Annotated in this window: 12 protein-coding genes; 10 read left to right on the top strand and 2 right to left on the bottom strand. The window is 66.1% G+C overall.

Translation table 11 applies throughout. From position 1 onward, the window contains the following. Nucleotides 1-90 precede the first annotated feature (90 nt). The 4 genes from QCE64_RS15310 (at nucleotide 91) to QCE64_RS15325 (ending at nucleotide 2952) form a co-directional block, all read left to right on the top strand. Nucleotides 91-516, top strand: a complete 426-nt coding sequence (locus tag QCE64_RS15310; RefSeq protein ID WP_309922368.1) for a MarR family winged helix-turn-helix transcriptional regulator — start codon at nucleotides 91-93, stop codon at nucleotides 514-516. Between the two features lie 91 nt (nucleotides 517-607). Beyond that, nucleotides 608-1945, top strand: coding sequence for a chloride channel protein (locus tag QCE64_RS15315; RefSeq protein WP_309922366.1), 1338 nt, complete (start codon nucleotides 608-610; stop codon nucleotides 1943-1945). Nucleotides 1946-2003: 58 nt separating this feature from the next. Further along, nucleotides 2004-2327 carry a hypothetical protein gene (locus QCE64_RS15320; protein ID WP_310004626.1) on the top strand — a complete coding sequence of 108 codons (324 nt, stop codon included), beginning with the start codon at nucleotides 2004-2006 and terminating at the stop codon, nucleotides 2325-2327. A gap of 163 nt (nucleotides 2328-2490) precedes the next feature. After that, nucleotides 2491-2952, top strand: a complete 462-nt coding sequence (locus QCE64_RS15325) for a GNAT family N-acetyltransferase (RefSeq protein ID WP_309922359.1) — start codon at nucleotides 2491-2493, stop codon at nucleotides 2950-2952. An 8-nt stretch (nucleotides 2953-2960) separates the two neighbouring features. Here QCE64_RS15325 and QCE64_RS15330 read toward each other — a convergent pair whose 3' ends face one another. Both QCE64_RS15330 and QCE64_RS15335 read right to left on the bottom strand, forming a co-directional pair. Further along, nucleotides 2961-4679, bottom strand: coding sequence for a glycerol-3-phosphate dehydrogenase/oxidase (locus tag QCE64_RS15330; RefSeq protein WP_310004635.1), 1719 nt, complete (start codon nucleotides 4677-4679; stop codon nucleotides 2961-2963). Nucleotides 4680-4695: 16 nt separating this feature from the next. Further along, nucleotides 4696-6213 (bottom strand): FGGY-family carbohydrate kinase, encoded by a 1518-nt coding sequence (locus QCE64_RS15335; RefSeq protein ID WP_310004637.1) that lies wholly within the window; start codon nucleotides 6211-6213, stop codon nucleotides 4696-4698. Between the two features lie 177 nt (nucleotides 6214-6390). On the opposite strand from QCE64_RS15335, the gene QCE64_RS15340 reads away from it, so the two are divergent. The 6 genes from QCE64_RS15340 to dhaL are packed head-to-tail and all read left to right on the top strand — an operon-like array spanning nucleotide 6391 to nucleotide 13125. Beyond that, nucleotides 6391-7368: a sugar-binding transcriptional regulator gene (locus tag QCE64_RS15340; protein ID WP_309814762.1), complete on the top strand. Its 978-nt coding sequence runs from the start codon at nucleotides 6391-6393 to the stop codon at nucleotides 7366-7368. Further along, nucleotides 7368-8963: an FGGY-family carbohydrate kinase gene (locus QCE64_RS15345; protein WP_309922346.1), complete on the top strand. Its 1596-nt coding sequence runs from the start codon at nucleotides 7368-7370 to the stop codon at nucleotides 8961-8963. The genes QCE64_RS15340 and QCE64_RS15345 overlap by 1 nt, the downstream gene beginning before the upstream one ends. Nucleotides 8964-8984: 21 nt before the next feature. Next, nucleotides 8985-10493, top strand: a complete 1509-nt coding sequence (locus QCE64_RS15350; RefSeq protein ID WP_309922343.1) for a glycerol-3-phosphate dehydrogenase — start codon at nucleotides 8985-8987, stop codon at nucleotides 10491-10493. 16 nt (nucleotides 10494-10509) lie between these two features. Beyond that, a complete protein-coding gene (locus tag QCE64_RS15355) occupies nucleotides 10510-11442 on the top strand; it encodes a TIM barrel protein (protein WP_309922340.1) in 933 nt (310 codons plus the stop codon). A gap of 10 nt (nucleotides 11443-11452) precedes the next feature. After that, nucleotides 11453-12475, top strand: a complete 1023-nt coding sequence (locus QCE64_RS15360) for a dihydroxyacetone kinase subunit DhaK (protein WP_310004639.1) — start codon at nucleotides 11453-11455, stop codon at nucleotides 12473-12475. Beyond that, nucleotides 12475-13125: a dihydroxyacetone kinase subunit DhaL gene (gene dhaL, locus QCE64_RS15365; RefSeq protein WP_309922335.1), complete on the top strand. Its 651-nt coding sequence runs from the start codon at nucleotides 12475-12477 to the stop codon at nucleotides 13123-13125. Before QCE64_RS15360 ends, dhaL begins: the two co-directional genes overlap by 1 nt. The last annotated feature ends 4 nt before the right edge of the window (nucleotides 13126-13129 follow it).

A 13129-nucleotide genomic window follows, 5' to 3' on the forward strand; every position in this document is an offset into this window, starting at 1 on the left:
ATCGGGCGCGTCCCGATCCTCCGCCACCCTTTGCGCGATGCGATCCCCGCTGGGTATGATCATCGAATCCCCACCGCACCAGGATCGCCGATGGCATCGAACAGCACACCCAAGCCCGCGCTTCCGGACAAGCACGATCTGGAAGCGATGTCGATTTTTCGCTATGAGTTGCGCAAGTTCCTGCGCGTCTCGGAGGAAATCTCGAACGCGGCGGGCATCACCACGCTTCAATATCAACTGCTGCTGCACGTACGCGGGTTTCCCGGACGGCAATGGGCCACGGTCGGCGAACTGGCGGAGCGGCTGCAAGCGGCGCCGAACGGCACGGCCGCATTGGTCTCGCGCTGTGAGGAAGCGGGCCTCGTGACCCGCAAGGCCGACAAGACGGATCGACGCCAGGTGCAGGTGCATCTGACGGCCAAGGGCGCGCGCTGCCTGCTCAAGCTCGCGGCCGAACACAAGGCCCATTACGGCTCGTTTCCCTGGGTGTTCGCAGCGCAGCCGACGTCATCTTGAAGCGCAGTTGTAACGCTTCCGCAAGGCACGAAGTCAGGACAGTTCCGATTTATGTCACAATGTGCCTTAAATTATCCTTTTCGTTTTCACGATGCGCTTCCCTGGATTCATCGACCGACGCACGATGCTGCGCGGCAGGCGGCTGTGGCTGCACTACGGCGTGTTCTGGCTGGGCGCGGTCGCGACCGGACTCATCGCGGTCCTGTATGCGCGGCTGATCGACTTCGGTTACGACGCCTTCCTGCGCTTGATTGCCGTGTATTGGTGGCTGCCGCTGCTGCTGACGCCCGCCATCTCCGCGCTGGCCGTGTGGCTCACGCGCCGCTTCTTTCCGGGGTCCGAGGGCAGCGGCATTCCGCAAGTCATCGCGATGCTGCACGACGGCCGCGAACTCGGCCCGCGACTGCTGACGCTGCGCATCCTGGTCGGCAAGATCGCCATTTCGTTTCTTTCGATCCTCGGCGGCTTCACCATCGGCCGCGAAGGTCCCACCATACATGTGGGCGCGGCCCTGATGTTCAGCCTGCGCCGCTTCTATCCGGCACGGTTGCGCAGCATGCGCGGCGGCGCGCTGGAACGTAATCTCGCGCTGGCGGGCGCGGCGGCCGGGCTTTCCGCCGCCTTCAACGCGCCGCTTGCCGGCGTGGTGTTCGCGATCGAAGAACTCACGCGCAGCTTCGAGCAACGCACGAGCGGCGTGCTCATTACAGCCATCATTTTTGCCGGTGTCGTTTCGCTTGCACTGCAAGGCAACTACACCTATTTCGGCACCATCGACCTGACCGGGCAGTTTCCCAATTCGCTCGCGCTGGCCGTCGTGCTCGTCGGCGCGCTCACGGGCGTCGCGGGCGGGATCTTCTGCTGGCTGCTGCTGAACACACATCGCTGGATGCCCACTTCAGTCCTGAGCTTTCGCCAGTTGCATCCCGTCGCGTTCGGCGCGGCATGCGGCCTGTTCATCGCGGTGATCGGCGTGGCCGCGAGCGGCCATACTTTCGGCAGCGGCTATGCGGAAGCGCGCGGCATGCTCGAAGGCAACACGCAGCTGGGCGTGAGCTATCCGCTGCTCAAGATGGCGTCGATGGTCGGTTCCTATCTGCCTGGCGCACCGGGCGGCTTGTTCGCGCCGTCGCTCGCGATTGGCGCGGGCATCGGCAACGCGCTGCATCTCGTGTTCGGCCACATGCAGTTGCCGATGCTCATCGCATTGGGCATGGTCGGCTATCTCGCGGCCGTCACGCAGAGTCCGATCACGGCATTCGTGATCGTCATCGAAATGATCAACGGGCATGCGCTCGTTTTGTCCTTGATGGCAACCGCGCTCATTTCCAGTCAGGTTTCGAAGCTGTTTGCGCCGGCCTTGTATGAGGCGCTCGCCGAGAAATACATGAGCAAACAAGACCGCGGCACGGTCATTGCTGATTCATGATCGAGCGGGCTCTTGAGGCCTGCGCTCAAAACCCATTCAGGTCAAGGAGGGACGGATCATGAAGAAGGCAAACAGTATGCTCATCGCGGCCGTCGCCGCACTTACGCTGTCGGGCGCTGCGTTTGCACAGTCCGCCGGAGGCTCCAGCGGCGGTGGTACGTCAGGCAGCACGGCGAGCCCCGCCAATCAGGTGAATCGCGCCAACGACACAGGCGGCTATGGCACGCCGGGCATGACCAACTCTGGCAGCGGCATGGGCACGCGCGCACCGAACTCGGGTCTGCCGAGCGCGACGAACGCCAATCCGGCCGCCACGAACGCGCCGCCGACGAGCAATAACACGCTTGCCACGCCGAGCGTGAAGTCGCCTGCGGCGCAATAAGCTTCATGTAGCTTGAAGTCCGAAGCGGGTCGCGCAACGCCGCGATCCGCTTCACGCTATTGCGGCTCCGCAATGGCTCCCATGCCGATGTCCCGATTGGTTCTCCCCAACGCGCCATGCGCGTGCCTATACTGCACGCTCCCATCCGCGAGGACTTATCGACATGAGCCTTTCACTCACCATCCGCTATGCCGTTCCCGACGACTACGATGCGTGGTTGCCGCTCTGGGACGGCTACAACGCATTCTACGGACGTTCAGGCGAGACGGCGCTGGCCCAGTCGGTCACCGACATCACCTGGGGCCGCTTCTTCGACGGCTATGAACCAATGCACGCGATGGTCGCGGAAAGCGAGGGCAGGCTTGTCGGACTGGTTCACTTCCTCTATCACCGCCATACGACGATGGCCGGTCCGATCTGCTACTTGCAAGACTTGTTCACGCTGAGTTCGGCGCGGGGCAAGGGAATTGGCCGTGCGCTGATCGAAGCGGTCTATGTCGAGGCGAAGAAGGCCAACGCGGAACGCGTCTACTGGCAGACGCACGAAACCAATGAGACCGCCATGAAGCTCTACGATCAGGTGGCGAACAAGTCGGGCTTCCTCGTGTATCGCAAGGCGCTCTGAAGACGCGTTCAGGCCGTATCGCGCGCGGTGGCCTCAAGCACGACGCCATGACGATCGCGCGCCATCTCGCGCGTCGCGTCGATTTCAGTCTGCATGCGGTCCGCGTTCCATCCCAGCGTCTGCGCGGCAATCTCCGCGACTTCCAGCAGCAAGGCATGCGTCAGCTGTCCCGAGATGGCGAGCGTCGTGCGGCGAAAGAGCAGGTCCGGGAGCCGGGTCACCATTTCGCTGCTGCACAGGTACGCAATTTCCCGCGCGGTAAGGCCCGGTTCGCTGACGAGCGGCTTGTCCGGCCCCTGTGCGCAATATGCAGCGACGCGACTCGCGGTCGTGCCATAGCGCGTCAACAGCGACTCGGCCCGCAACGCAGATACGCCATACCGCTGCACGGCTTCATCGATCCATCCGGCGCGCGCCTTCGCATCCTGCGGAAAGCCGCGTCCGCCGCCTATCGCCTCATGCCGCGTGCCTGTCTTGCGCGCGCGGCCGAGCCGGGTCAGCACGGTATCGGCCGAGGTTTCCGCGAAGCCGCGAAACGTCGTCCACTTGCCGCCGACGAGCGAGAGCACCGGCGTCTGCGCATCGGGCAGATGGTCGGCATGCATCACGTGATCGCGGCTGACGTCGCCGGGGTTCGCGGCGTCGGAGAAGGGTAGCGGGCGCACGCCGCTATACCGGAAGCGAATGTCTGACTCCCTGAGCATCACGCCTGGAAACACCTCGCACAAGACGTTCAGCATGTAGGCCACTTCGTCGTCGTCGCAGCGGACGTTGTCGGGATCGCTCACGCGGATATCGGTCGATCCGATCAGCAGCTTGCCCATGAACGGATAGACCAGCGAGATGCGCCCGTCGTTCGAGCCGTAGTACACCATGCGTCCCTGCAGCTGCTTGTAAAGCTCCGCATGGTCGACGACCAGATGCGAACCCTTCGCCCCGCCGATGTACTTCCGCTCGATGCCAAGCGCCGCATTGACGCTGTCGATCCATGCGCCACCTGCATTGACGATCACTGCCGGTTCAACTGCGACGAGCGTGCGCGTTTCGAGATCGCGCAGCCAGACGACGCCACCTTCCGCTCGATCCACGTTCATGTAGTTCGCTGCCGCCGAACCATCGCAGGCTGCGAGCCCATCGGCGACGAGTTCGAAGTTCAGGCGCTCGGCGTGCGTGACCTGCGCGTCGTAGTACGTGGCCGTCGCCTTGATGGTCGGATCGAGCAGGGGCAGCGAGGCAAGCGAACGCGCTCGCAGTGCAAAATGGTGACGCGGCATCGTGCGATCGTGCCGCCCGAGAAAGTCGTACAGCGCGAGACCGATCTTCGAGATGATCGCGCCGCGTTCGGTGAGCTTCGCCTTCATGCCGAAGAAACGCCGCGCCGAAGCGATCAAGCCGCCGAAGTACGAATGAATCGGCAGGACCGTCTGCAGCGGCAACACGAAATGCGGCGCGTTCTTCAACAGGAGATTGCGTTCCAGCGTGGATTCGGCGACGAGACGAAACTCGCCGGTCTCCAGATACTTCACGCCGCCATGAATCAGCCGCGACGGCGCGCTGCTCGCGCCCGCGGCGAAATCGGTCTTGTCGATCAGCAGGCAGTCCACGCCCTGCATGGACAGATCGCGAAACAGCCCGGCGCCGTTGATCCCGCCGCCGATGATCAACACGCTGACCTTCGGGTTCTGCCTGAGCCGGTCGAGAAAGAAGTCGCGGCTTCGTTCGGTCATCGGTTCTTCTCCTTCTTCAATGCGCGCTTGCCGAGCGATCGAGCGACGCCCACAGCGGTTGAACGGCCTGGGCAAGTTGCGTCCACAGGCGATACGCATCGTCGAGACGGGCCTGACGCTGAGGATCGGGCGTATGCGTGCGCTGCACGCGGCATGCGCGGGCGGCGGCATCGGCGAGCGATGCATACACGCCCACGCTGACGCCCGCACACAGCGCCGCGCCGAGTGCGCTGGCTTCCTGGCTTTCGGGGATATCGACGGCGACGCCGAGCGCATCGGCGAACAACTGCGCGAGCAACGGACTCGACGAGCCTCCGCCCGTCAGCCCGGCGCGCGCGGCGGGGAACGCGCTGGTCAGCGCCTCGACATGCCAGCGATGGTTGAACACCATGCCTTCGAGCACCGCGCGCGCCAGATGCGCCCGGCGATGCCACGAGCGCACGCCGAAGAACGATGCGCTTGCCGGCTCCTCGAAGGGCGAACCAAACAGGAACGGATGGAACATGACCGAACTCGGCTCGCTGAAGGCCGCTTCCACTTCGTCGCCGATCAGATCGAACAGCGAGCAGCCGCGCCGCGTGGCTTCCTGCGCCTCGTGCCGGAAGAGTTCGCGCGTGGCCCAGTCGACATTGCTCGACGACGCCGGCGAAATCGACATGTTCATCCACTGGCCCGGACGCGTGCCGTTGCGGCACGCCCAGCGCGCATCGGTGCGCGGTTGATCCGAAAGGATCTCGTTGATGCTGAACGTTCCCGCCGTGATCGAGAGCGCGCCGGGTTCCGTGTTGCCCATGCCCACCGCGCTCGACGTGACATCGTGCAGCCCGCACGCGACCGGCGTACCTTCCGCCAATCCCGTCTGCGCGGCGGCAAGTGCGCTGACCCGCCCGGCCTGCGCGGCGGACGGCACGATCTCCGGCAACGCGCCGCGCATCGCTTCGAGTCCGTAGAGCGCGAGGACATCGTCGTGATAGGTCTGCGAGCGCACTTCCGTGAACGCTGAACTGGCCTCGGTCGGGTCCGTCGCGGGCACGCCGGTCAGGCAGAGCCGCAGCCAGTCCTTGCAGAACAGCGCATGGCCGATGCGCGCAAAGCGCTCGGGCTCGTTGAGCTGAATCCATTTGAGCAGGCTCACGGCTGCATACGGATAAGGCTGCTGCCCCGTCAGCGTGAGCGCCGCATCGAGCACGCCGGCCTCGCGCCACTGTTCGCGCACGCCGAACGCGCGGCTGTCGAGCGACAGGATGCCCGGCCCCAGCGGCGTGCCCGCGGCGTCGGCGAGATAGAGACCGTCGCCATGACCCGTCACGCCGACCGCCGCAATCGACACGTCCGGCATCTGCGCCAGTGCATCGCGGATCGCGCCGCAGGCGGCCAGCCAGGTGTCGTGCATGTCGCGCTCGACATGCCGCGCGTGCGGCTGGCGCTGTTCCACACGCCGGCTGCCGGTGGCGAGCGCGCGCCCGGCGGTGTCGAAGATGACCGCCTTGGTGGCCGTCGAACCGCTGTCGACGCCCAGCAGATACGTCTCCATCGTGTCTCCGAATGATTTTTGTTGCGTCGCAGCAGGGCCTGTCCGGTCTCTTCCGCCCGCGACGCTCATCTAGGGTTACTGCCGATGTTAATCGAGGTAGCACGCGAATATCGTGGGCGGACTGAAAAAAATTTCATCGCGTGGAAAAAATATCATCTCACGCAAAATGGAGAGCACATGACGAAGTCCGTCGAAAGGCGCGATGGAGATGAAAGCCTGGCGATCCGGGCGGCGTGGCTGCATTACGTCGCCGGGCAGACCCAGGCGGACGTCGCCGCGCGCCTCGGTGTGAGCAGTCTCAAGGCACACCGGCTGATCATGCGCGCCAACCAGAGCGGCGCGGTGAAGTTCTCCATCGACGGCGATGTGGCGGAATGCGTGGGGCTCGAAGCCGAACTGGCGCAGCGCTATGGTCTGAGTTATTGCGAAGTGGTGCCGGACCTGGGCGAGGACGATCTGCCGCTGCGCGCGCTCGGCGTCGCGGGCGCGCAGTTCCTGCAGCGCGAAATCATGGCGTGCCAGGACGGCGTGATCGGCATCGGTCATGGCCGGACGCTGGCGGCGGTCGTCGCGAGCATGCCGCGCATGGACGCGGGCACGGTGCGCTTCGTGTCGCTGCTCGGCGGCGTGACGCGCAAGTACACCGCCAATCCTTACGACGTGATCCACAAGCTGGCCGAGCAGACCGGCGCGGTGTCCTATGTGATGCCGCTGCCGTTCTTCGCCAACACCGCTGAGGATCGCGAAGTGCTGATGTCGCAGCGCGGCGTGCGCGAGGTCTTCGATCTCGCCGCGCACGCGGATCTGATGGTGGTCGGCATCGGCACGGCGAATGCGGAAGCGCAGCTCGTCGCGTCGCAGATGATCGAGCCCGCCGAGATCAGCGAAGTGCACGAGCGCGGCGGCCGCGGCGAACTGCTGGGGCATTTCTTCAGCGCGGCGGGCGAGTCCGTCGAAACCTCGCTGGCGGCGCGCACCGTTGCGCCCGCTCTCGCCGACGTGAAGGGCAGGCGCATCGTCGCCATTGCGGGCGGCACGTCGAAGATCGCGGCGATCCGCGCGGTGCTGAAGAGCGGCCTGCTGAGCGGACTGATTACCGACGAAGCCTCCGCGCTCGCACTGCGCGAAGACTCCGACGACGCGGAGCAAGGGTGATGAACGGCGACCTTCTGATCGGCATCGATGCGGGCACCTCGGTCATCAAGGCCGTGGCCTTCGACCTGACGGGACGGCAGATCGCCGTCGCGTCCGTGCCGAACCGCTATGCAACGAGCGCCGACGGCGCCGCGACGCAATCGCTCGATCAGACCTGGGCCGACTGCGCACAAACGCTGCGCGATCTCGGCACGAAGGTCGACGGACTGGCGCAGCGCACGCTCGCGCTGGCGGTCACGGGACAAGGCGACGGCACCTGGCTGGTCGGCGCGGACAACCGTCCGGCGGGCGATGCCTGGCTCTGGCTCGACGCACGCGCCGCCGCCACCGTGCGGCGTTTGCAGGAAGCGCCTGCCAGCTGGGCGCGCTTCGAAGCGACGGGCACCGGCCTCGCGTCATGCAGCCAGGGCGCGCAGATCGCGCACATGGCCGCGACGACGCCCGAGGTGTTGCAGCGGACCGAAGTCGCGCTGCATTGCAAGGACTGGCTGTACCTGAAGCTGACCGATGTGCGCGCCACCGATCCTTCGGAAGCGAGCTTCACGTATGGCAACTTCCGCACGCGCCGCTACGACGACACGGTGATCGACGCACTCGGCCTGACGTCGTTCCGGCGCCTGCTGCCGGAAATCGTCGATGGCACGGAAACCACGCATCCGCTCTCGGCCGAAGCCGCGGCGGCGACGGGCCTCGCCGAAGGCACGCCCGTGTGCCTGGGCTTCGTCGATATCGTGCTGACCGCGCTGGGCGCGGGCATCCACACGGAAGGCGCGGCGGGCGCGAGCTGCTCGATCGTCGGCTCGACGGGCATGCACATGCGCGCGATGCGCAACGAAGACGTGCATCTCAATGCCGAAGGCACGGGCTATGTGATCGCGCTGCCGCTGCCGGGCATGTCGGCGCAGGTGCAGTCGAACATGGCCGCGACGCTGAACGTGGACTGGGTGCTGAACCTCGCGTCGGACCTGCTGCAACAGTTCGGCACGAGCCTGTCGCATGCGGACCGGATGAAGTGCATCGATGGCTGGCTGCACGCCGGCCGTCCGGGTGCGCTTCTGTATCACCCCTATATCTCCGATGCCGGCGAGCGCGGCCCGTTCGTGGATCCGAACGCGCGCGCGGACTTCATCGGCCTGACGAGCGAGAGCCGCTATCCCGACCTGTTCCGCGCGGTCGTCGAAGGGCTCGGCATGGCCGCGCGCGACTGTTATCTCTCGATGGGCGTACCGATGCCCGAAGAACTGCGCCTCACCGGCGGCGCGACGCGTTCGCGTGCGTTGCGCGGCGTGCTCGGCGCGGTGGTCGGCGCGCCGACGCGTATCTCCACGCGCGACGAAGCCGGCGCGGCGGGTGCGGCGATGATGGCGGCCGTCGCGCTGGGCGTGTATCCGGACATGGAGGCGTGCATCGCCGAATGGGTGACGCCTTTGCTCGGCCAGCCCGAGACGCCCGACGCCGACCTCATGCAGTTGTATGCGCGGCTCTTTCCCGCGTACCGGCAGGCGCGGCAGGCGCTGGTGCCGACGTGGGACGAAACCGCGCGGCTGCTGAAAGCGCGGCAGCGGCCCGAGACGCTGCCCGCGAGCCTGAACTAACGTCGAACATGGAACGCTGAGATGAGCAACAACGACATGGTGGACCTGTGTGTCATCGGCGGCGGCATCAACGGCGCGGGCATCGCGCGCGATGCGGCGGGTCGCGGGCTGTCGGTGATCCTGTGCGAGAAGGACGATCTGGCGCAAGGCACGTCGTCGCGCTCCGGCAAGCTGGTGCATGGCGGGCTGCGTTATCTCGAGTACTACGAGTTCCGGCTCGTGCGCGAGGCGCTGATCGAACGCGAAGTGCTGCTCAACGCCGCGCCGCACATCATCTGGCCGCTGCGTTTCGTGCTGCCGCACAGTCCCGGCGACCGGCCCGCATGGCTCGTGCGCACCGGACTGTTTCTCTATGACCATCTCGGCGGCCGCAAGAAGCTGCCGGGCACGCGTTCGCTGGACCTGCACCGCATGCCCGAAGGCGCGCCGATCAAGGACGAGTATCGCCGGGCGTTCGAGTATTCGGACTGCTGGGTCGATGACGCGCGCCTCGTCGTGCTCAACGCGCTCGATGCCGCGCAGCGCGGCGCGCAGGTGCTGACGCGCACGGCCTGCGTGGCGGCGCGGCGCGAGAACGGCGCGTGGCGTGTCGAGCTGCGCGATACGCGCAATGGTTCCACGCGCACCGTCACCGCGCGGGCGCTGGTCAACGCGGCGGGGCCTTGGGTGTCGGACGTGATCGGCCGAGCGAATGCGCAATCGACGCGCAAGGTGCGGCTCGTCAAGGGCAGCCATATCGTTACGCCGAAGTTCTGGGACGGTCCGCATTCTTATCTGGTGCAGAACCATGACAAGCGCGTGATCTTCATCAACGCCTACGAAGGCGACAAGGCGCTGATCGGCACCACGGATGTTCCGTGGGACGGCGCGCCCGAAACCGTGCAGATTTCGAGCGAGGAAATCGACTATCTGCTGTCGGCGGTGAACCGCTATTTCAAGCATCCGTTGCGCCGCCAGGACATCGTGCAGACCTTCTCGGGCGTGCGTCCGCTCTACGACGACGGCAAGGGCAACCCGTCCGCCGTCACGCGCGACTATGTCTTCGATCTCGACGACAGCGGCGGCGCGCCCTTGCTGAATGTGTTCGGCGGCAAGATCACGACCTTCCGCAAGCTCGCCGAACATGCGCTGCAAAAGCTCCAGCCGGCCTTCCCGAAGATGGGCGCCGACTGGACCGCGTCCGCGACGCTGCCGGGCGGCGATATCGAAGGCGCGGACGTGCCGCGTTTCATGGCGTCGCTGCAGGCGGCGCACGAGTGGTTGCCGCGCCCGCTCACGCGCTACTACACGCAGACCTACGGTTCGCTGACGTCGGAAGTGCTGAACGGCGCGACCTCGCTCGCGGGTCTGGGCGAGCAGTTCGGGCCGAACTTCTACGAAGCCGAGGCGCGTTACCTGATGGCGCACGAATGGGCCGCGACGGCGGAAGACATGCTCACGCGCCGCACCAAGCACGGACTGCACATGAGCGCGGCGCAGAAGACCGCCTTCGAAACCTGGCTCGACGGCCTGATGCGCAAATCCGCCTGAACGTTACGAGACGAACATGCCCTTTACGCTTTCACTCAACACGAACCCGCTGGTGAACCGCTTCGCCGAGCCGGCGGATCTCATCGACAGCATCGCGCACGAGATGAAGATCCGCGACGTGCAGCTGACGCACGAGTTCATCAATCCGTCGTGGCCGGCGGCGGTGACGCGCCGTCTCACGCGCGAGATGCGCGCCGCGCTGAACCGCACCGGCGTGCGCATCACCTCGGGCATGACGGGACCGTACGGGCGGCTGAATCACTTCGGCCATCCGGACGCCGACGTGCGCCGCTATTACATCGACTGGTTCAAGACCTTCGCGGACATCACGGCGGATCTGGGCGGCGAGTCCATCGGTACGCAGTTCGCGATCTTCACCTATCGCGATTTCGACGACGCACAGCGCCGCGAAACGCTCATCCAGACGGCCATCGACTGCTGGGCCGAAGTGGCCGAGCACGCGAAGGCGGCGGGCCTGAAGTACGTGTTCTGGGAACCGATGTCGATCGGCCGCGAGTTCGGCGAGACCATCGACGCGTGCATGGCGTTGCAGCAGCGCCTGAGCGCCGCGAACATGGCCGTGCCGATGTGGATGATGGCGGACATCGATCACGGCGACGTCACCAGTTCCAATCCCGACGATTTCGATCCCTATGCCTGGGCCCGCGCGGTGCCGCCCGTGTCGCCGATCATCCATATCAAGCAGTCGCTGCTGGACAAGGGCGGTCACCGGCCCTTCACCGCCGAGCACAACGCGCGCGGCCGTATTCAACCGGAACCGCTGATCGAGGCGCTGCACGCGGGCGGCGGCCGCGACAACGAGATCTGTCTGGAACTGTCGTTCAAGGAACGCGAACCGACCGACCGACAAGTGGTCGCGCAGATCGCGGAATCGGTGGCCTTCTGGGCGCCGCATTTCGATACTGGCGTCGCCAGTCTCCACCTCTGAGGAACCGGCCATGTCAGGCACGATGACACAGAAGTTGATCAACGACGGCAACGCCGCCGTCGATGAAATGCTCGAAGGCATCATGGCCGCGCACGGCGATCTGTTGACCCGCAGCGAGCAGGCGCCGCGCGCGATCATCGCGCGTCACGGACCGCGCGAAGGCAAGGTGGCGTTGATCATCGGCGGCGGGTCGGGGCACGAGCCGACCTTTCTCGGCTTCGTCGGCCAAGGTCTCGCCGATGCGGCCGTGATCGGCAACGTGTTCGCCTCTCCGCCGCCGCAACCGGCCGTGGATGCGGCGCTCGCCGCACATGGCGGTGCGGGCGTGCTGTTCATGTACGGCAACTACGCCGGCGATGTCATGAACTTCGACATGGCCACCGAGATGCTCGAACTCGAAGGCGTCGAGGCGCGCACGGTGCTGACCACCGACGACATCGCCTCCGCGCCGCGCGACAAGCGCGAGACGCGCCGGGGCGTGGCGGGCAACGTGTTCATCTTCAAGGCGGCAGGCGCGGCGGCGGACCTGATGCTGCCGCTCGACGAAGTGGAACGCGTCGCGCGCCATGCGAATGCCCGCACCTACACGCTGGGCGTCGCGCTCGCGCCGTGTTCGCTGCCGCAGACGCGCCAGCCCAACTTCGAGATTGCCGTCGGCGAGATGGAAATCGGCATGGGCATTCATGGCGAGCCGGGCATGCGCCGCGAGAGCCTGCGTTCCGCCGACGCCATCACCGACGAAATCATGGACGCGATCCTCGCCGAGATGGGCGCGGCCCGAGGCGATCGCGTCGCGGTGCTGGTGAACTCGCTCGGTTCCACGCCGCTGATGGAGCTGTACATCCTCAACCGGCGCGTGTCGCAACGCCTGAAGGACGCGGGCCTCGTCGTGCATCGCACGCTGGTGGGGCCGCTGTGTACGTCGCTGGAAATGGCGGGTGCGTCGATCACCGTGATGCATCTCGACGACGAGTTGCAACGCCTGATCGATCATCCGTGCGAGTGCGCGATGTTCCAGCAGAGGACCGCATGATGCCCGCGCTGACTACCGCCGACATCGCTCAATTGTTCCGCGAACTGGCGCGCACGATCGCCGCCGCCCGCGACGAACTGTGCCGCCTCGACGGCGTGATCGGCGACGCGGACCACGGCATCGCGATGGAGCAGGGCTTCACGGCGGCATCGAAAGCCATCGATGCGCTGCCGCCCGACGCCACGCTCGCGGATCAGTGGAACGCGGCGGCGAAGGGCTTCCTGAACGCGGTGGGCGCATCGTCGGGGCCGCTGTACGCGACCGCCTTCATGCGCGCCGCGAAAGCAGCGGGCGCGCGCACCGAATTGCCGCTTGCCGAGGCGCCCGGTTTGATCGTCGCGATGGCTGAAGGCATCCAGTCGCGCGGCAAGGCCGAAACCGGCGAGAAGACCATGGTGGACGTGTGGGCGCCCGCCGCAGCAAGTGCATCGCAAGGCATGGCGGACGGCTTGCCCGTGCGCAACATCATGCAGCGCGTGCGCGAAGCCGCGACACAAGGCGCGGAAGCCACCAAGACGATGGTCGCCACCAAGGGACGCTCCGCGCGCCTCGGCGAACGCAGTCTGGGCCATATGGATCCGGGCGCGGCGTCGGCGTCGATGGTGCTGGCGGTCATCGCCGCCGACTGGGGCAAGCGTGACACCGAATGAACGG

The sequence above is a fragment of the Caballeronia sp. LZ043 genome, from assembly GCF_031451075.1.
Lineage (GTDB): Bacteria > Pseudomonadota > Gammaproteobacteria > Burkholderiales > Burkholderiaceae > Caballeronia.

Bases quoted from the DNA above. Each gene is read 5' to 3' on its own strand.
- QCE64_RS15315 (WP_309922366.1), top strand. From the start codon at position 608: ATGCGCTTCCCTGGATTCATCGACCGACGCACGATGCTGCGCGGCAGG.
- QCE64_RS15350 (WP_309922343.1), top strand. From the start codon at position 8,985: ATGAGCAACAACGACATGGTGGACCTGTGTGTCATCGGCGGCGGCATC.
- QCE64_RS15320 (WP_310004626.1), top strand. From the start codon at position 2,004: ATGAAGAAGGCAAACAGTATGCTCATCGCGGCCGTCGCCGCACTTACG.
- QCE64_RS15360 (WP_310004639.1), top strand. From the start codon at position 11,453: ATGTCAGGCACGATGACACAGAAGTTGATCAACGACGGCAACGCCGCC.
- QCE64_RS15335 (WP_310004637.1), bottom strand. From the start codon at position 6,213: ATGGAGACGTATCTGCTGGGCGTCGACAGCGGTTCGACGGCCACCAAG.
- QCE64_RS15355 (WP_309922340.1), top strand. From the start codon at position 10,510: ATGCCCTTTACGCTTTCACTCAACACGAACCCGCTGGTGAACCGCTTC.
- QCE64_RS15340 (WP_309814762.1), top strand. From the start codon at position 6,391: ATGACGAAGTCCGTCGAAAGGCGCGATGGAGATGAAAGCCTGGCGATC.
- QCE64_RS15325 (WP_309922359.1), top strand. From the start codon at position 2,491: ATGAGCCTTTCACTCACCATCCGCTATGCCGTTCCCGACGACTACGAT.
- dhaL (WP_309922335.1), top strand. From the start codon at position 12,475: ATGCCCGCGCTGACTACCGCCGACATCGCTCAATTGTTCCGCGAACTG.
- QCE64_RS15330 (WP_310004635.1), bottom strand. From the start codon at position 4,679: ATGACCGAACGAAGCCGCGACTTCTTTCTCGACCGGCTCAGGCAGAAC.
- QCE64_RS15345 (WP_309922346.1), top strand. From the start codon at position 7,368: ATGAACGGCGACCTTCTGATCGGCATCGATGCGGGCACCTCGGTCATC.
- QCE64_RS15310 (WP_309922368.1), top strand. From the start codon at position 91: ATGGCATCGAACAGCACACCCAAGCCCGCGCTTCCGGACAAGCACGAT.